Genomic DNA, 19484 nt, shown 5'->3' with positions numbered 1-19484 from the left:
GGTAAAATAGATGAACGAATTTCTATATTTTTATGCACCATTTATTATCATTATTGTCAGTATTATGTTTACGTTTTGGTTTATCGCAAAAGATATGAAAATAAAATAATGAACCCTGACTGGATTTTCTAACCTTAAACAAAACAAAACCATGGCCTTTGTAATATCTTATGATTGTTTAAGAAAAACTGGGCAAAACCCGCCTATATCGACCGTTTGACCACCACTCCGGCTGCCCACTCCCCTCGTATGATATAGGTAACCTTAATTTTAAGGTATCCCCATGAAATTGTATAATGGGGGGAATCAGATGGAGGTATCGTTACTTCCCTTGAAGCTTAGTCTTCGTCGGAAAGTCTGATGCCTCCTTCTTTATAGAATGATTCGTATCAGCTGGATGACACATGTTGTCGAATATCGAACGAGGATGGATATCTATAAAGATGCGGAGGATTCCTCTTTTCTGATTAATCTATCATATGGGTGGTGTTTACATGTACTACTTAGGGATTGATATTGGAAAAAAAGAACACGAAGCCGGAGTGATTGACCAGCAAGGTAATGCGATTGGAAAAACGCTTCGTTTTTCTAATTCTAAACCCGGGAGTGACAAGTTGTTAGCTTTTGTAAACAAACATCAACTCACCCCTGATAATTGTGCTTGCGGCTTAGAAGCGACTGGACATTATTGGCTCTCTGTGTTCACTTATCTTCACCAACTTGGTTTTAAGGTAACAGCCTTCAATCCGTTACAATCTGATGCTTTGCGAAATTTTTATATACGTAAGACAAAAACAGATACTCGTGATGCTTTTCTCATTGCACAAGTTATTCGAATGGACGCTCCAGATGCAACACCTTTTATAGAAGAGGATTTGCTTCAGATAAGGCATTTGGAAAGATTGCGTTATTCCCTGGTAGATCAAAGTTCGGATATCAAACGAAAGGTCATAGCACTTCTCGACCAGGTCTTCCCAGGAGCCGTAGCCAGAAAGCTAACACATATTATTTTTGCCATATTACGAGATCACAAGCCATATGAGCCACACGTTAAGTAAGTAAAAATCGAACATATTTTCCCTTGAAACACCTCTCACATGAGGTGTATTTTCGCATGCCTTTTTTTAAACAAATAATTATTTTTAATTTAAGTGTTTTTAGGGTTGACTTTCCATAGCTGGTCTTTCCGTGGGATTTGCCCTTCAGCTAACTTTTTCGAGCAAAAAACGCTCAAAAAAGTGGATCTTCAGGGCAAACGAGTCCCACAGGAGTTGAAGTGGGCGCCTTCGTTTAATGCCTGCGCTACAACATTTGTCAGACCTAGCAACTTGGGTGATTATCCCTGTGAAAGTGCAAAAATATGGCATTTGCATCACTCATATGGTTATAAAACCAATATGCTTTTTCTGATATTCGTTGTAGAAAAAGGTATAGCGGAGGCCGACCGTTTCGACTCCTAAGGGAATAGCATGATCTGAAGATCCACTTTTGCAGGAGCGAACTCCTCCTGCAAAAGTTAGCTGAAGAGCATGCCCCTTGGAAAGCGAAACGGTCAGCCGTAGCGGGTGGCTTGCACACTTTAACTTTCATCATAAACAACATGACTAATCAACTAAATCTTTATTTATTACACTTTTTAAACGTAGGATACAAAATGCTATGATACCAATGGTTATATACTTTCCTTCCTTACAAAAAAACCAGGCTGTATTTGCCTGGTTTCTGCTACATCTTAATATTAAAATCGAATTAAAAAGTATTTTTTCTTTCCTCTTCTAATAATCGTAAATTTATCCTCAATGCGGTCTTCATCAGTTAATTGATGTGTTAACTCTTGATTTCTTGTACCATTAATGTAAATGGCACCGTTCTTAATATCTTCCCGCGCCTGACGTTTGGAAGAAGAAATATTGGCTTCCACTAATAAATCAATTAAACTAATTTCTTTATTCTCGATGGAGACAGAAGGAACGTCTTTAAAGCCTTGCTCAATCTCCTCCGCATTCAAGCTTGCTAATTCACCGCTAAATAATGCGTCTGTAATTTTCTGTGCTTGTTGTAACGCTTCTTCCCCGTGAACAAGTTTCGTCATTTCCTCTGCTAAACGTTTATGAGGAATACGTTTCTCTGGTGCATCTTCCAAATCTTTCTCTAAAGCTTCAATTTCATCAAAGCCGATAAATGTGAAGTATTTAATGAAACGAATCACATCACGGTCATCCGTATTAATCCAGAATTGGTAAAATTCATATGGTGTAGTTTTCTTTGAATCCAGCCATACCGCTCCACCAGCAGTTTTTCCGAATTTTGTACCATCACTCTTTGTGATCAGTGGTACCGTTAAACCGAATACTTCTGCCTCTTCTTCGTCGTTTTCAAACCGTTTACGGCGGATTAATTCCTTGCCCGCAGTAATGTTCCCCCATTGATCACTACCACCAATTTGAAGTGTGCAATTTTCTTTCTCATAGAGATTAAGAAAGTCGAACGATTGCAACATCATGTAACTGAATTCTGTAAAGGTGATACCATTCTCGAGTCTTGATTCTACAGAGTCTTTCGCTAACATATAGTTGATACTGAAATGTTTACCAATATCACGCAAAAATTCAATAAACGTCATTGACGATAGCCATTCATAATTGTTTCGAGCTACCGCACTGTTTTCTCCTTGGTCAAAGTTTAAAATACTTGCTAATTGTTCTTTGATTTTCTCACTGAAGCCCTTCACTACTTCTGGACTATTTAAAGATCTTTCTGTAGAACGACCACTCGGATCACCAATCAAACCTGTTCCACCACCAATTAAAGCGATAGGACGATGACCAGCATTTTGAAATCTTTTCAGCATTAATATCGGTAATAGATGCCCAATATGTAGACTGTCTGCCGTCGGATCAAAACCACAGTAAAGTGTAACTAGATTTTCATCTAAATGTTTTCTCAATCCTTCATCATCGGTTGTCTGTTGAATCAGGTCTCTCTTGGAAAGTTCGTCTAAAATGTGCATTTTAATAACACTCCTTTTATAGAATATTTGATTCTGTAACGAAGAAAAAAATCCATAAAAAAACTCCTCCCTCATAAAAAAGGGACGAGATATTCGCGGTACCACCCTTGTTGCACTTCAAGCGAAATGCCACTTAAGGAATTAACGATGCAGACCACACCGTCTTCATTCAACATGAAGAAACTCTGGAACGTAATTCATGGTAAGATTATTTGCTAGCTTTCACCAACCGCCAACTCTCTAAAAAAGGGAATCTTCCACTACTTCAAACCTTCATTGTTTTATGGATGTTTAATTGTTATATCATTAAAGCATATTTGTAATATAATTGCAATATTTTTTTCGTGAATTTATATCAAAACTGTTTGACGGCTGTGCTATAATATGTAGTGGAATATTTAGGAGGTAATATTATGGATATAAAAGATTTTTTTCATAATATGTGGCAATCTATGAAAGAAATTTGGAATAAAAAAATTATTCAAAGATCTACAAGAATTAGCTATCATATCATTTGGAATATCGTTTTATTCTTTATTACGATTGGTATTATTGGAGGCTTTTTCGTTGGTGGTCTTGGTGCAGGTTACTTTGCCTCATTAGTTGCTGACGAAAAAATCCAAACGGAAGAACAAATGGCTAGTGCAATCTATAACTATGAGGAAACTTCAGAGTTATATTTTGCGGATAATGTGTTTCTATCTGACGTTAGCACCGATTTGTTACGAGATGAAATTTCATTGGATAAAGTTAGTAAACATGTACGAAATGCTGTAATTGCGACCGAAGATGAATATTTTGAAACACATAATGGTATCGTACCTAAAGCGATTTTTCGTGCGGTTTTTCAAGAAGTAACGAACTCCGCTACTAAGAGTGGTGGAAGTACATTAACACAACAAATTATTAAAAATCAAATTTTAACGAACGAAGTATCCTTTGAGCGAAAAGCAAAAGAAATGCTATTAGCTATGCGATTGGAACGCTTTTTCGAAAAAGATGAAATATTAGAAGCATATTTAAACATTGTGCCTTTTGGTCGAAACGCTTCCGGTCAAAATATAGCAGGAATCCAAACAGCGGCTACCGGTATTTTTGGGGTTAATGCTAGTGAATTAAATCTTGCACAATCTGCTTTTATTGCTGGTTTACCACAAAGCCCCTCTTATTATACGCCATTTCTAAATGGTGGAGGAATAAAAGATAAAGAAGGCCTAGAGCCTGGTCTAGATCGGATGCATTCTGTCTTAAGTAGAATGCTAGACGCTGGGTATATCAATAAAAAAGAATATCAAGAAGCAATGGAGTACGACATAGTAGCAGATTTTAAAGAACCTGAGGAATCTGTACTTAAAAACTATCCATATTTAATGGAAGAACTACAAAATAGAGCAGTTGATATTTTAGTTGAAGTTCTTGCTAAACAAGACGGTTATACAAAAGAAGATTTAGAATCTAGTGAAATTTTACAAGAGGAATACGAAATTAGAGCAAACAGGGAAATTGGAAAAAATGGTTATAAAATTCATTCTACAATCGATAAAAAAATATATGATTCATTCCAGAAAATTGCTCGTGAGTATGACAACTATGGAAATGATAAGCTAGCTAGAAACGAAAGAAATAATCAACCTATTATGATAGAGGATCCTGAAACAGGTGAAATGGTACAGTTAGGTAACCAACCTGTTCAAGTAGGTAGTATCCTAATCGAGAATAGTACTGGAAAAATTTTAAGTTTTGTCGGTGGACGCGACTTTGAAATTTCACAGCAAAATCATGCGACAGAAGTTAGAAGACATAATGGTAGTACAATGAAGCCTCTTGCAGCTTATGCACCAGGAATGGAATTAGGAGCTGTTCAACCAGGATCCGTCCTACCAGATGTTGCTCAGGATTTTTCTAGTTACGGGTATAAGAGACCACCAACAAATTATTCACAGCGGTATTATGGACTTGTATCTGCAAGAGAAGCACTCTATAGATCTCACAACGTATCAGCTTTAGCGGTGTACAAAAGAATTTTGGATCAAAATCCAGCCAAAATGTTCTTAGACAAAATGGGATTTGATGGTTTAACAGATGATCCAAATCATAGTGATTACGAAAACTTATCGTTAACTCTAGGTAGTACCTATAATGGTGTAACAGTCGAAGAAAACACGAATGCTTACGCTACTTTTGGTAACATGGGTAGTTTCGTCGATGGTTACATGATTGAAAAAATCGAAACAAAAGATGGAGAAGTTGTTTATGAACACGAAAGCAAAAAAGTAGAAGTATTCAGTCCTCAGACTAGCTACCTAATGATCGATATGATGCGAGATGTTCTGACACGTGGTACGGGAACAGCAGCAAGAGCTAACCTCGTAAACAAAAGTGTAGATTGGGCAGGAAAAACTGGTACTTCAAATGGCTATCGAGATACTTGGTTTGTCGGAACTAATCCAAATGTTACGTTAGGAAGTTGGATGGGATATGACTACAATCAAGGTCTAGATAAAGGCTATAGTAGACGTAACAATACGTTCTGGGCTAAATTAGTAAATGCTGCAACCGAGATTCGTCCTAAATTAATGGCACCTTCTAATAATTTTGAGAGTCCTGGTGGTATTGTTTCAAGATCTTATTGTGCTACGTCTGGTCTTCTACCTTCTGATATATGTAGCGAGATGGGATTAGTCCAAACTGATATCTATAATGCAAAATACGTACCAACTAAACGAGATAACAGTCTTATCAAAGAAAAATATGCAACAATTGATGGTAAGGTGGTACTTGCAGGTGAAAATTCACCAGATGAATTTATAGATGGAGATGGCGTAAGTTTTAATCCGGAATGGTTAAAGGAAATGGGTTATGATAAATTACCAAATATTAAGCAACTTACAGCTGCAAAATCAGGTGTATGGCAAGATATTAAATATCCAAATGAAAAAGAAGTGAATAATGATGGAAAGGCGCCAAATCCACCTACTTCTTTAAAACTGAATAATCAGGAACTGAATTGGAAAAAATCAAACAGTTCTGATGTAGTAGGTTATCGGATTTATCGAGCAAGTAATCCTGATGATAAGAATTTCCAACGGATGGGCTCTACTACCGACACATCGTTTACTATTCCAGGAAGCGATGCTGTTTACCAAGTTAGAGCCGTGGATTACTTTGGACAAGAATCAAAACCAAGTAATGTAGTAAAAAAAGGAGATTTCTCCAAACCAGAACCGAAAACGAAGCCGGAAGAAAAAAAACCTAAGAAAAAGCAAAATAACAGCGGTTCGGAGAATGAAACTCCTGAATCTGGTAGCGACAATAAAAAACCAACTGAAAATACCAGTGACACTTCCGAACCAAAACCTGAAAACGAATCAGAAGCACCAGAGACAGAACCCGAAAATGCTAATGAATAAATGTAAAAGGACTCTTATTCGCTGAGGATAAGAGTCCTTTTTATTTACTGTTCACCAAGATAGTTCTACGTTATAATAAAATAAATGGATGTACTAGGGGTGATATAACTTTTGATACACGAAAAACTCTACCAGGCATTAATCATTGACACCAAAGCCACACGTATTCATATCGAAGGACCTGTATCGTCTGAAAAACTTTCAGAATTAACGATCCATGAATCATTGACAGCTTTTCGCCCTCCAAATGAACAGTTAGAAGCATTAAAAGAAATAGCTAATTTACCAGAAGGTAGAATCTTAATAGCTACAGTAAACCAAGAAATTATAGGCTATGTTACGTTCCTTCACCCTGACCCTATTGAAAGATGGTCAAAGTATCCAAAAGAAAATATATTAGAATTGGGAGCTATTGAAATTGCACCACAATTCCGGGGGAATAAGCTCGGTTCCCGCTTAATTGAAACTTCTATGAATGATGAGAATATGGAGAACTATATTATTATTTCAACTGAGTACTACTGGCATTGGGATTTAAACTATTCTGAATTAAGTGTTTGGGACTATCGAAAAATCATGGAGAAAATGATGAAAGCCGGCAATCTGTATCCTGCACCTACCAATGAACCTGAAATAATGGCGCATCCTGCCAATTGTTTAATGGTTCGGATCGGCAAAAATGTCACGAAAGAAGATGAAGAATTATTTAAAAAGCTAAGATTTCTTACTTAAGGAGTGGGCAAATGTTAGTAAAAGATATTATGAAAACAGAAGTAGTTTCTTTACCACCTGAAGCATCGGTGTCAGATGCATTACAGTTATTACAAAAACACTGTATCCGGCATATACCTGTTATTAATAAAGATAAGCATGTCATTGGCATCGTTTCAGATCGTGATGTACGCGATGCTAGTCCTTCGATCTTAGATAGTGAAATAAAGCTAGAAGTACTATCAAGCTCCATTAAAGACATTATGTCTACACCTGTCATTACTACACATCCATATGAATTTTTTGAAGAGGTAGCTGCTATTTTCTATCAAAAGGAATTTGCGTGTTTACCTGTAGTTAAAAACCATCAGTTGGTTGGCATGATTACCGAAAAAGATATGTTATATGCCTTTATTCAACTAACAGGTACTCACTCACCGAGCACTCAGCTTGAGATCAAAGTACCTGATCGGATAGGAGTATTATCAGATGTATGCCAATATTTCACCAAGAGAAATATTAAAATTGTATCCGTTTACAGTTATCCGGATACTGATGATCCAAATTTTAAAGTACTCGTTTTTCGTATTCAAACGATGAATCCTATGCCGGTTGTTACAGATTTCCAGCAATCGGAATATCAAATACTATATCCATATAGGGAGGACCAAGATGAAATCTGATAAGACAGCTTTTATTTATACAGATGACTTCCTGGCTTATTCCTTCCATGAAGAACATCCTTTTAATCAAAAAAGACTTCTGTTAACAAAAGAGCTATTAGAAAAAAGCAATGAATTAACAAAAGAACAAATTGTAAAACCGGCAAAACTGAATGAAAAGGTCTTGTACTCTATACATGATATTGACTATATTGAGGCAGTAAAAACAGCGAGTAAAAATCACCCTGTCTCCAATGAAAGCTATGGGATAGGAACACATGATACTCCTAGTTTTGCAGGTATGTTTGATGCATCACTTATTTCAGTAAGTGGATCTGTCGAAGCATGTGAACAAGTAATGGCAGGTAACGTAAACCATGCATTAAGTCTAGGTGGTGGACTTCATCACGGATTTCCCAACCGTGCCTCTGGTTTTTGTATCTTTAATGACATAGCCATTGCTATTCAACATATGAGGAAAAACTATGATGTCAGAATATTATATATTGATACAGATGCACATCACGGGGATGGAGTACAGCATTGTTTTTATGATGATCCAAATGTATGCACGGTATCCTTTCATGAAACAGGTCGATATTTATATCCAGGAACAGGGAAAACAAATGAGCGTGGGATAAAAGAAGGCTTTGGTTATTCTTTTAACTTTCCTTTGGATGCTTTTACAGAAGATGATTCATTTCTCGAAGTATTTCATTCGTCTATCGAAAAAATCGTCGAGTACTTTCAACCAGATGTTATTGTGAGCCAGCATGGGGTCGATGCACATTACCTTGACCCTCTTACCCATTTACATTGCACCCTAGACATCTTCGAAGAAATGCCTAGAATTATTCATCAACTTGCCCATCAATATTGCCAAGGAAAATGGGTGGCATTAGGCGGTGGAGGCTATGATATTTGGAGAGTTGTCCCAAGAGCCTGGTCACAATTATGGAAAGTAATGAATACAAATGAGACATTTCACGGAATGATCCCGCAAAGTTGGTTGGATAAATGGCAGACAGAATCCCCTATTCTTTTACCTAATACATGGCAAGATAGTTTACAAGATTATCGAGCAATTCCTAGACGTGAAGAGATTGAAGAAAATAATAGACGTATGTATCAACAAGTACTGAAATTCATTGAGAACAAGAGAAGAGGATAGTTTCACTAAGCTGGTTAACATGATACATAAATCTTTAACGTATAGAAATATATCAGGGTGAGATTACAAACCGCTGAGGAACTTAAAGGTCTAGTCACAGAATGTAACTAACGAGCGGAGGGGGATATTTTGAAAAAACGACTACTTATTGTAGTGATAATACCGTTATTAGTACTTCTTATATTTGGACTTACATATATACCCTATAAAGTTGTGAATTGGGAGCCTTCAAATGTATCCAAAATAACCGTTTTTAATGGTAATACAGGATCCGAATTAGAAATTATTGATCAAACAGAAATAGAATATATCATTAACAATTTAAGTGATGTGACATTTCAAAAAGGCAAACCTTCTTTTGGATATACAGGTTATAGTTTTAGAACAACCATTTACAATGATAATGGAAAAGCCATTGATGAACTAATTGTTAATTCAAATGAAGTAATAAGATATAAAGGTTTTTTCTACACAGCGAAAGATAATTCCATTGATTATAATTATTTAGAGAGTTTGTTCGATAATTAAAGCAATGATGGGCTTTATATTAATCAAACATACCAAAATATAGAAAAGGCTTGGTCTAGATTGATGTTCCAAAGCCTTTTTCTTCTTAATTTACTGTAACACGTCAATATTATCCTTACGTCTCTTCCGAAGAATCTAGTATCACAATCTCCACTCTCCGATTGGCACTCCATCCTTCAGCACTATCATTTGATGCTACTGGTCTTGTATCACCATATCCAGCAGCAATAAAACGAGATTCCTTAAAATCATTTGAGTTTATCAGAAATCGAATAACACTACTTGCTCGAGCACCTGATAATTCCCAATTAGAAGGATATCGATAGCTTGAAATGGGGCGATTATCTGTATGTCCCTCTACCCTGACTTCATTCGGAATATTAGATAATAAGGCACTAACTTTATTCAAAAAAGGCTTTGCTGGATCAAGAATTTGAGCTTCTCCTGTTTCAAAAAGAACACTTTCCTGTAAAACCAGTACAACACCTTGATCAGTTCTAGTAGCAGAAATAACCCGATTTAAATCATGCTCATTCAAATAAGATTCCACTTCAGCCAACAACTCATCCAGTTCATCTTGATCAGGGGTACCTTCTACTGTATTCAGTTCTGGTTCAGTCTGTTCTTGTCCTGCCTGGTCTTCAGGAGAAGCAGTGTCTTCAGATTTATCATGATTTTCTGCTTCTTTTTGTACTTCTACATTTTCTGTTGGAAATTCTTCTTCGATAATTGATGGCATTGCTTCAAATATGGTTTCACTTCTAAAAGCTTCCGCGATCGCCCTAAACTTTTTCGCATCAATTTGAGACATTGAAAATAGTAAGACAAAAAATACTAAAATCAATGTTACCATATCCGAATAAGTAACCATCCATTTTGGTGCACCTTTTTTCTCTGGACGTTTGTTCCTACGCTTCATTGAAGGATTCCTCCGTAAAATTCTCCTCTTCTTCTGTTACTTTCTTATTATTCTTTTCTTTATTAGATAGAAATGCGCTAAGTTTTTCTTTCAATATTCTAGGATTTTGTCCAGATTGTACACCAATTACACCTTCTATAATAACTTGCTTCATAAAGACTTCTTCATTAGTTTTCGTTTCTAATTTACCAGCCATCGGAGTAAACACTAAGTTCGCTAATACAGATCCATAAAAAGTTGTCAGTAAAGCCACAGCCATACTAGGACCAAGCGTAGTTGGATCCTGTAAATTCTGCAACATCAGAATTAAACCTATTAAAGTACCAATCATCCCCCAGGATGGAGCGTATTCACCAGCTTTTTCAATTATTAAACGACCACGATAATGGCGATCTTCCATTGCGTCGATTTCTGCATTCATAATATCATTAATTACTTCCGGCTCTATCCCATCAATGGCTAACAATACACCTTTTTTAATATATGGGTCATTAACCTCTTCTAACTCGTTCTCGAGAGCTAATAAACCTTCCCGTCTAGCTCTTTCAGATAATCTCTCAAATAACTCAATAAGTTCAGCTAAATCATGTTCATTTCGTTTAAATACTTCTTGTATTACATTTTTTGTTGTTTTTATTTGTTCAATATTAAAATTCACTAGAAGTGCGGCTATTAGTCCACCAAGTACGATCAAGGCAGAGGATCCTTGCACAAAACCTACAAATCCTCCCATACCACCACTACTAACGATCCCAAACATAATCATTATAAAACCAACGGTAATGCCGATTGGAGTCAATAAATCTCTTTTGTTCATAGTATTCTCTCCCCAGTAAAAAAGCTCTAAAAATAAAATGCCAGGATGTAACAAAACATCCTAGCATTAATATCGGCATTTATTTTATTTTGTTGAGTTTCTTTTAACAATTTGATGTGGTAATACTACATTTTGTTCTTCTACAGTTTCTTTATTCATAAATTTCGTCAATAAACGCATAGCAACTGCACCAATGTCATACATAGGTTGTACAACTGTTGAAAGGGTTGGTCGTACCATGGTTGCTAACCTTGTATTATCAAATCCAACTACCTCAACATCCTCTGGGACATTTATTCCGCTATCTTGTAAACCATGGATAACACCTAATGCCATTTCATCCGTAGCTACGAAAATCGCTTTTGGATAATCTTTAATGTTAATGATTTGCTTAGCAGCCTCAATCCCTGATTCATAAGAAAAATCTGCCTTAATGATGTATTCTTCATTTACTTCTTTATTTGATTCCTTAATAGCTTTTACATAACCTGCATATTTCTTTTCATTGACTGCAGATTCTTCTTCACCAGTTATATAAATTGGATGTTTTATTCCATTTTCGATAAGAAGAGAAGTTGCTTCATAAGCCGCTTGCTCATAATCAATATTAACTGATGGAATCGTTTCGCTCGGATCGATTGTAGCAGCTAGTGCTACTGGTACAGGTGATGTTTTCAATTGCTGTACATGCTCTTCACTAATGGTCGCACCCATATAGACCAAGCCATCTACTTGCTTTTCAAACATGGTATTAATCAAACGTAACTCTTTATCTTTATTTTGGTCGGAGTTACTTAAAATAATGTTATACTTATACATAGTAGCTATATCATCGATACCTCTTGCTAATTCTGAAAAGAAGATGCTTGAAATATCCGGGATAATTACCCCTACTGTCGTTGTTTTTTTACTTGCCAGACCACGTGCTACAGCATTTGGACGGTAGCCTAATCTTTCTATCGTATTTAATACTTTCTTTCTAGTTGCTGGCTTAACGTTCGGGTTTCCATTCACAACACGCGATACAGTAGCCATGGAGACGTTAGCTTCTCTTGCTACGTCATAAATTGTCACATTCATTATTATAACCTCCAATATTCATAAACCGTATATTTCTCTCATCATACGCTACAAATAGTATTTCTGCAAAAATTAATTGATATCTACATTATTTATGTATATCATTCATATTATAACAAATTTTGCAGAAAAATTAACAATAAAACAATCAATTTATGAAAAGTTTTCATTTTTGCACCTTATACCAGCCAAAAACTCTTTATAAGATACTACATTATCCCACAATAGTCACGTCATTTTGCTCGTGTAAAGTGATAGTACTTCGCCATCAAAATGATGTGTAACTATTGATCAAATAATGCGTAGTAACTCTGGTGCCAATTTTGACATAGTTTGAAATGCTAAACATCCGCTCCGACTGCCCGATTCCCTCCGTGGGTTTTATCTTCAGCTAACTTTTCCAAGCAAAGACCGCTCGGAAAAGTTAGCTGAAGAGCATGTCCCTTGGAAAGCGAAACGGTCAGCCGCAGCGGGTGGCTTGCACACTTTAACTCTCATCATAAACAACATGACTAGTCAACTAAATCTTTATTTATTACACTTTTTAAACGTAAATAAGATACAAAAACACTGTGATACCAATGGTTATATACTTTCCTTCCTTACAAAAAAAACTCCTGTCAAACAGGAGTTTTTTTCTTAATTATTTAAAAGTTCTTTCATAAAATTATGGAATGTTGGGATGTCCATTTGTTGTGCTGCGTCAGATAGTGCTACTGCCGGATCTGGATGCACTTCTGCCATGACACCATCTGCGCCAATTGCTAATGCTGCTTTCGCTGCCGGCAATAATAAATCTCTTCTACCTGTTGAATGTGTTACATCAACCATAACAGGTAAATGTGTCTCTTGTTTTAAGATTGGAACAGCTGTTATATCTAATGTGTTTCGTGTTGCTTTTTCATATGTTCTAATACCACGTTCGCAAAGGATGATTTGTCCGTTCCCTTTAGAATTTATATATTCAGCTGCATTGATAAAGTCAGAGATAGTAGCAGACATACCACGTTTTAATAGAACCGGCTTATTCGTTTCACCAGCAGCTTTTAATAATTCAAAGTTTTGCATGTTACGCGCACCAATTTGAATGACATCAATATAATTGACTGCTTCTTCTATATGTGCCGGATTTACGATTTCACTGACTACTGCTAATCCGTACTCATCTGACACCTTTTTCAAGATTTCCAGACCTTCAAAACCTAAACCTTGGAAATCGTATGGCGACGTTCTTGGTTTGAAGGCACCGCCACGAATTAACTTCAAGCCTTCTTTCTTAATAGCAGAAGCAACTTCTGCTACTTGATCATAGCTTTCCACTGCGCATGGACCAAAAATAAAGTGTTGGTTACCATCACCAAACTTATCTCCGTTTATATCAATTACAGTATCATCTGGTTTTTTCTTTCGAGATACTAGTAATGCTTTACTATGGTCATCTTCTTGTAATTCAAGACCAGCCTTGAAAATTTCTTTGAATAAGTGAACAATCGTAGAATTTTCAAATGGTCCATTATTATGCTTTGTAATTAAATTTAGCATATCGCGTTCACGAACTGGATCATAACTACGATTAGCACCTTGTTTTTCTTTTACCTGACCAGTTTCTTTCACCAATTCGGCACGTTTATTAATTAACTCTAAGATCTCTAAGTTAACTTGGTCAAGCTTTTCACGAAGCTGATCCAATTGTTCATTACTCATTATAAATCCCCCTACTCCTATTTTAAATTCCTAAAAAAATGTTATACTTTCTATAGAATTACGGATAATTATAGCTAAAAAGTGGCGACTTGTCACCAGTTAGATAGAATATTTTGTAGAATATTTAAAATTTTTTCACAATAGAAAGGAAAAAAACAGTTATGAATGAGCAAATGTTCGCACTAGATATCGGTACAAGGTCTGTTGTTGGGCTATTAATGGAAAAGAAAAATGAGCAATATCATTTAATTGACTATCACATGGTAGAACATGATGAACGTTCCATGTTAGACGGACAAATACATGATATTGTCTCTGTTGCAAGAGTAATCCAGCAAGTAAAAATTCATTTGGAAGAAAAACATAATACTATTTTAGAGAAAGTTTGTGTAGCTGCTGCTGGTCGTGCGTTAAAAACTAAAAGGATTCAAACAACGAAGGAAATTATAAAACAACCATTAATGAATGAAGAAGATATTCTTTTCTTAGAATTAGAAGCAGTGCAAAAAGCACAATATGAATTGGCCACTGGAGATGAAGATGCTAGTCATCACTATTATTGTGTCGGTTATTCTGTTATTCATTATTCGTTAGATGGGGAGGAAATTGGTTCATTAATTGACCAGCAAGGTGAAACAGCGGAAGTAGAGATCATTGCAACCTTCTTACCGAAAGTGGTGGTAGAGTCATTATTATCTGCCTTAAATCGTGCAGAATTGCAATTAGAAGCATTGACGTTAGAACCGATAGCTGCAATTCATGTATTGATCCCCCCATCAATGAGAAGATTAAATGTTGCGTTAGTAGATATCGGTGCAGGTACAAGTGATATTGCACTGACTTCTGAGGGAACAGTCACGGCTTACGGTATGGTTCCAAGAGCAGGAGACGAAATAACCGAAGCCATTAGCGATCACTATTTATTAGATTTTAACCAGGCTGAAGATTTCAAAAAAGAGATTACTTTACATAAAACTGCAACAGTTGCAGACATTTTAGGATTTGAACAGGAAGTAAACTATGAAGAATTAATCGAACATATATCGCCCGCGGTAGACAAACTAGCCAGCTCAATTTCAGAAGAAATACTGGCTTTAAATGGTAAGGCGCCAAAAGCAGTCATGTTAGTTGGTGGAGGTAGTCAAACTCCTGAGTTAGCAAAAAGACTTGCGATCAAACTGAAACTCCCAACTAACCGAGTAGCGATTAGAGGTGTTGATGCCATTCAATTGTTAGCTAAAGATGAAGGTTTACCAATTGGTCCTGAATTTATCACTCCGATTGGTATTGCCATTGCAGCGAAACAAAATCCTGTACATTATATAAGTGTTACGGTTAATGAACAAGTAATTCGCTTATTTGAAATGAAAGACTTAACAATTGCTGATTGCCTGCTTGCTGCAGGAATTAATATCAAAAAACTGTACGGAAAACCAGGTATGGCAGCAATGGTTGAATACAATGGTAAGTCTGTCACTTTACCAGGTGAATTCGGAACTTCTCCCAAAATTTTATTGAATGATAACGAATCGAATATTGACGATATCGTTCATAATGGAGATGTGTTAATCATTGAGAAAGGCCAGGATGGTGCAGCCGCAGAAATGGGTCTTGGAGAATTTATTGGAGAACCATCTGCTATTACAGTGCATTACAATCAAAAAAGTTATCAGATAGAACCAAGAATTCTTGTAAACGATAAAGAAGTCAAAACTAGCTATCTATTAAAAGATGGTGATAAAATAAAATATAGTCAGAAAATTACTTTACAAGACTTCTTACGTGATTATCAGATTGCAGAACACGTAAACACGCCTTATACGATTTGGATTGATGATAATAAAAAGGTTTTAGCAGCTTATAGTAAAACAATGCTGCAGAATGGAAAACCAGCAAAACTAGATAACCTTCTTAACAATGGTGATATGCTAGAAACATATACGGCGGAACTCCCAACTTTAAAAGAACTTCTTGAGAACTTAGAGATTCATTACCAGAATGAGATGACTATTACGTACAATAAAAAGCGTCTGACACTTTCCAAAGAGCTCGTTAAGGTTTATCGACGTGGTGAGGTACTTTCTTTAGAGGATGTTATTGAAGATCAAGATAAACTGCAAATCATTGAGCAGAAAGCAGAGCCGTTTATTTTTCAAGATATCTTCCGTTTTATTTCACTTGACTTATCCCAAGCAAAAGGAAAAGTAGAATTAAAAAGAAATGGACAATCTGCAACATTCTTTGAAGTGTTACAACCAAATGATGATATTGAAATAAATATAGAGAGACGCCATGCTTAAATCACGGCGTCTCTTTTTATATACAATTACTTTCTAAACTATTTACTGTTATATTAGAATGACTCGTATTCCATACTGGTTTTCCATCTTCTACTTTTATCACTTGTGGTGATTCATGCTTTATCTGATAGGTTTCAGCAATATAATTAGAAAGCTCTCTAGCATGCTGTAGGTGTAAGCGAAAAAGAGGAATGTCAGCTTGTCCACTAAAGCTTTCATATTCTTGATTGGCAGCTGCACTGATCGGACAGGTTAAACTATTCTTCAACAAAACAAATTCATCATTATCTTCAACTATCTGCTGAAATTGTTCAATCGATTCGATATTTTTTATTTCCATTAGTACCACATCCTTAATAAGTGAAGAATTGTTCCAATATTAAACCCGTTTCATTGATGACACCGAAACGGGCTATATCTTACTAGACTGCCCTAAGACAGCCTTTATTCTGTTATTTTACGTTTGTATTGTTTTCTTCTTCTACAGCCTGTGCTGCTTCTTCGATGGCTTGTGCCACTTCTTCTGCTGCCTTTTCAGGATCTTCATCTTTGGCTATTTTTTCTTGAATGGTTGCTTTTGTTTCTTTTAATTTACTGGATAAGTCTTGTGATTTTTCGGAAACAGTTTGACCCAGTTGTTGAGATTGTTCTTTTGCATAGTCTCTCCATTCTCCACTTTTTTCATAAGCAACATCTTTCCAATCATTTGCACGGTCTTTTACATAGTGTGCTCCCTGGTTTAGGTCTCCTCTTAGTTCTTTACCTGACTTCGGAGCAAAAATTAACGCCAATGATGCCCCGACAATCCCACCAATTAATGATCCTATTAAAAAGTCCTTACTGTTAATGTTTTGGTTCTCCTCATTCTGATTCTGGTTTTGATTCGTCATTTCTCATTCCTCCAATTTAGTTTTATTTTTTCTATTTTTTTTAAACAATTCCATTACTACAGTGCTCCATTTAATAGCTTCTGCCGTTGTTTCTTTGTTCTCATCTGCTATACGATTGACCGATTGTGATACCTTTCGGATGGATTGGGTAAAGTCTTTCACACTATCCCCAATATTTTTGACACCATCTACTAATGTGTTTAGCTTAGCTGTTTTTTCATTAACATCTTCGGCTAATTTGTTTGTCTTATTTAATAAAGCCGTTGTTTCTACTGTAATACCCTCCATTTGTTTTTCTAAACCTTCTAATGTATCTGCCACATGTGACATCATACGTTTGGTTTCTTTCAAAACTTTCACTAAGTAAATAACTAAAATGGCAAAAGCAACCGCTGCGATGATTGCTGCAAGGTATAAAAGAATTTCCATCCGAGCCTTCACTCCTTCGTTATGTAATACTAATTAACCTGTTAATTATGGTATACCCTTTATTAGCTATTCTAAACAAGATAATACTAAATTGCACGTAATAAGAATAAAGAGCTTCTAAAAGTCAAGTATAAACTCTTAGGTTATGTCTATTAAAAGCGATCGGACAACATTTCAGTCAGAGAACTACTTGAGCGGACTCCATTGTTCCCCCTGCTTTAGGAACCATACTATAAACCGTTTCCAGAAGACTCAGAGAACATCACCTTCTTGAAGAACAGAAAGTTCAGTGTCGGCGTTGATCACACGAGTATCGCATTCTGGCTCAACAGAATCTATTGTATATAAAGGAAGGGGAGCAAATCCCTGTGAATGTTGCCTCGCAGTATCTTTTTTATCATTTCATTCATATAAAAAAAGAAGGAATCCACCCTTCTTTTTTACACATTTCATATATAATATACAAAAAAGGCCGAATCCTTCTTATTTAAAGCCTTTTTCGTATGCTTCCTGGTATTTTTGAATATCTCCCGCTCCCATAAAGACTAATACACTATTTTGATGATTTTCTAAAAGATGAATATTGTCTAATTTCAATAATTCACTCTGATTGATTAACTGTTTCAAATCATTAATCGATAAATTTGCTTGAGATTCTCTAGCAGATCCAAAAATATCGCATAAGTATACAGCATCCGCTTGTGATAAAGCTTCACTGAATTCATTCAAAAAGGTTTTCGTTCTAGAATACGTATGTGGCTGAAATATCGCAACAATTTCCTTTTCAGGATATTTTTTTCGAGCCGCTTCTATCGTAGCCTCTACTTCTTTCGGGTGATGAGCGTAATCATCAATTAAAATTTGATTACCGATTTGTTTCTCGGAAAATCTTCTTTTAACTCCTTTGAATGATACGATCTCTTTAATTTGTGACGCAGTAAAATCTTCATAATGGCAAATGGTAATAACTGCTAATGCATTCAATATATTATGGTTTCCATATGCATTAATACGGAATGTTTCATAATAGTTATTACGAACAAATACATCAAACGTCGTACCATCTTCATCCACTTGAATATTTTTAGCACAAAAATCATTACTGTCATTTAAACCATAATAAAGTACAGGTACTTTTGCTTGGATTGCCTGTAAATACTCATCATCACCACAAGCAACAATACCCTTCTTTACATTATCAGCCATTTGTTGAAAAGATTCAAATACATCATTAACATCTTTAAAATAGTCGGGATGATCAAAATCAATATTCGTCATAATCGCATAATCTGGCTTATACGCTAAAAAATGACGACGATATTCACATGCTTCAAAAACATAATACTCACTATCTTCTGCTCCTTTTCCGGTGCCATCACCAATTAAATAAGAGATTGGACAAGCTCTGTCCAAAACATGAGCAAGTAAGCCAGTCGTAGATGTTTTTCCATGCGCACCAGTAACGGCAATACTTGTATATTGGTTAATCCATTCACCTAAAAACTCGTGATAGCGATAAAATGGTAGCCCTAATTCTTTTGCTTTTTTTATTTCTTCATGATCCTCTTTAAAGGCATTTCCAGCAATGATAGTTAAACCTTCTTTAATATTATCTTCCGAAAAAGGTAATATTGGAATATTTTTATCTTCTAAAGCATCCTGTGTAAATATATATTTTTCAATATCAGAGCCCTGTACTTGTTCGCCAGAGTCTGCCAGGATTTGTGCCAGGGCACTCATTCCTGTCCCTTTAATACCAATAAAATGGTAAATTTTCATAAAAAAGAACCTCCAAAATCAATGATAAAATTAACTCGTCTCATCATGATTATTTTTCTAATCATCTTTTAGAA

The 19484-nt window shown here is 35.8% G+C and carries 16 protein-coding genes, 1 pseudogene and 1 other annotated feature; of the genes and pseudogenes, 8 read left to right on the top strand and 9 right to left on the bottom strand.

Going from position 1 to position 19484, the window contains the following annotated elements:
* Window positions 1-10 precede the first annotated feature (10 nt).
* Together cydS and ACTWP4_RS16900 are read left to right on the top strand one after the other, a co-directional pair.
* Complete coding sequence (cydS, locus tag ACTWP4_RS16905) at window positions 11-109, top strand: cytochrome bd oxidase small subunit CydS (protein WP_443129964.1); 99 nt, start codon at window positions 11-13, stop codon at window positions 107-109.
* Between the two features lie 385 nt (window positions 110-494).
* Window positions 495-977: pseudogene (locus ACTWP4_RS16900) on the top strand (IS110 family transposase); the annotation flags it as partial.
* Between the two features lie 761 nt (window positions 978-1738).
* Here the strand turns inward: ACTWP4_RS16900 and tyrS are convergent.
* Window positions 1739-3010, bottom strand: a complete 1272-nt coding sequence (gene tyrS / locus ACTWP4_RS16895; RefSeq protein WP_443129963.1) for a tyrosine--tRNA ligase — start codon at window positions 3008-3010, stop codon at window positions 1739-1741.
* A 77-nt stretch (window positions 3011-3087) separates the two neighbouring features.
* Window positions 3088-3296, bottom strand: a binding site (T-box leader).
* A 127-nt stretch (window positions 3297-3423) separates the two neighbouring features.
* Between tyrS and ACTWP4_RS16890 the strand changes: the two genes are divergently transcribed.
* The 5 genes from ACTWP4_RS16890 to ACTWP4_RS16870 all read left to right on the top strand — a co-directional run bounded on the left by ACTWP4_RS16890 (window position 3424) and on the right by ACTWP4_RS16870 (window position 9492).
* Window positions 3424-6420, top strand: coding sequence for a transglycosylase domain-containing protein (locus ACTWP4_RS16890; protein WP_443129962.1), 2997 nt, complete (start codon window positions 3424-3426; stop codon window positions 6418-6420).
* A 111-nt stretch (window positions 6421-6531) separates the two neighbouring features.
* Complete coding sequence (locus ACTWP4_RS16885) at window positions 6532-7152, top strand: GNAT family N-acetyltransferase (RefSeq protein ID WP_443129961.1); 621 nt, start codon at window positions 6532-6534, stop codon at window positions 7150-7152.
* An 11-nt stretch (window positions 7153-7163) separates the two neighbouring features.
* Window positions 7164-7814: a CBS and ACT domain-containing protein gene (locus ACTWP4_RS16880; protein ID WP_443129960.1), complete on the top strand. Its 651-nt coding sequence runs from the start codon at window positions 7164-7166 to the stop codon at window positions 7812-7814.
* Window positions 7804-8964: an acetoin utilization protein AcuC gene (locus tag ACTWP4_RS16875; protein ID WP_443129959.1), complete on the top strand. Its 1161-nt coding sequence runs from the start codon at window positions 7804-7806 to the stop codon at window positions 8962-8964. The genes ACTWP4_RS16880 and ACTWP4_RS16875 overlap by 11 nt, the downstream gene beginning before the upstream one ends.
* 129 nt (window positions 8965-9093) lie before the next feature.
* Window positions 9094-9492 (top strand): hypothetical protein, encoded by a 399-nt coding sequence (locus tag ACTWP4_RS16870; protein WP_443129958.1) that lies wholly within the window; start codon window positions 9094-9096, stop codon window positions 9490-9492.
* Between the two features lie 115 nt (window positions 9493-9607).
* On the opposite strand, the gene motS is transcribed toward ACTWP4_RS16870, so the two are convergent.
* From motS to ACTWP4_RS16850, 4 genes are all read right to left on the bottom strand, one after another.
* Complete coding sequence (motS, locus tag ACTWP4_RS16865) at window positions 9608-10411, bottom strand: flagellar motor protein MotS (protein ID WP_443129957.1); 804 nt, start codon at window positions 10409-10411, stop codon at window positions 9608-9610.
* Complete coding sequence (motP, locus tag ACTWP4_RS16860; protein ID WP_443129956.1) at window positions 10401-11228, bottom strand: flagellar motor protein MotP; 828 nt, start codon at window positions 11226-11228, stop codon at window positions 10401-10403. Before motP ends, motS begins: the two co-directional genes overlap by 11 nt.
* Before the next feature lie 84 nt (window positions 11229-11312).
* Window positions 11313-12308, bottom strand: coding sequence for a catabolite control protein A (gene ccpA, locus ACTWP4_RS16855; RefSeq protein ID WP_443129955.1), 996 nt, complete (start codon window positions 12306-12308; stop codon window positions 11313-11315).
* Window positions 12309-12947: 639 nt separating this feature from the next.
* A complete protein-coding gene (locus ACTWP4_RS16850; protein ID WP_443129954.1) occupies window positions 12948-14012 on the bottom strand; it encodes a bifunctional 3-deoxy-7-phosphoheptulonate synthase/chorismate mutase in 1065 nt (354 codons plus the stop codon).
* Window positions 14013-14173: 161 nt separating this feature from the next.
* Here ACTWP4_RS16850 and pilM point away from each other — a divergent pair, with 161 nt between their 5' ends.
* Window positions 14174-16312 (top strand): pilus assembly protein PilM, encoded by a 2139-nt coding sequence (gene pilM / locus ACTWP4_RS16845; RefSeq protein ID WP_443129953.1) that lies wholly within the window; start codon window positions 14174-14176, stop codon window positions 16310-16312.
* 16 nt (window positions 16313-16328) lie between these two features.
* Here pilM and ytxJ read toward each other — a convergent pair whose 3' ends face one another.
* From ytxJ to murC, 4 genes are all read right to left on the bottom strand, one after another.
* Complete coding sequence (ytxJ, locus tag ACTWP4_RS16840) at window positions 16329-16652, bottom strand: bacillithiol system redox-active protein YtxJ (protein ID WP_443129952.1); 324 nt, start codon at window positions 16650-16652, stop codon at window positions 16329-16331.
* Window positions 16653-16764: 112 nt separating this feature from the next.
* A complete protein-coding gene (locus ACTWP4_RS16835) occupies window positions 16765-17202 on the bottom strand; it encodes a YtxH domain-containing protein (protein WP_443129951.1) in 438 nt (145 codons plus the stop codon).
* Between the two features lie 3 nt (window positions 17203-17205).
* A complete protein-coding gene (locus tag ACTWP4_RS16830; RefSeq protein WP_443129950.1) occupies window positions 17206-17631 on the bottom strand; it encodes a DUF948 domain-containing protein in 426 nt (141 codons plus the stop codon).
* A gap of 483 nt (window positions 17632-18114) precedes the next feature.
* Window positions 18115-19410, bottom strand: coding sequence for a UDP-N-acetylmuramate--L-alanine ligase (murC, locus tag ACTWP4_RS16825; protein ID WP_443129949.1), 1296 nt, complete (start codon window positions 19408-19410; stop codon window positions 18115-18117).
* Window positions 19411-19484 lie beyond the last annotated feature (74 nt).

Source organism: Gracilibacillus sp. D59, assembly GCF_052246695.1.
In the GTDB taxonomy this organism is placed as follows: domain Bacteria; phylum Bacillota; class Bacilli; order Bacillales; family Amphibacillaceae; genus Gracilibacillus.
The sequence above is the reverse complement of the archived record's forward strand: the minus strand, read 5'-3'. Positions and strand labels throughout refer to the sequence as shown.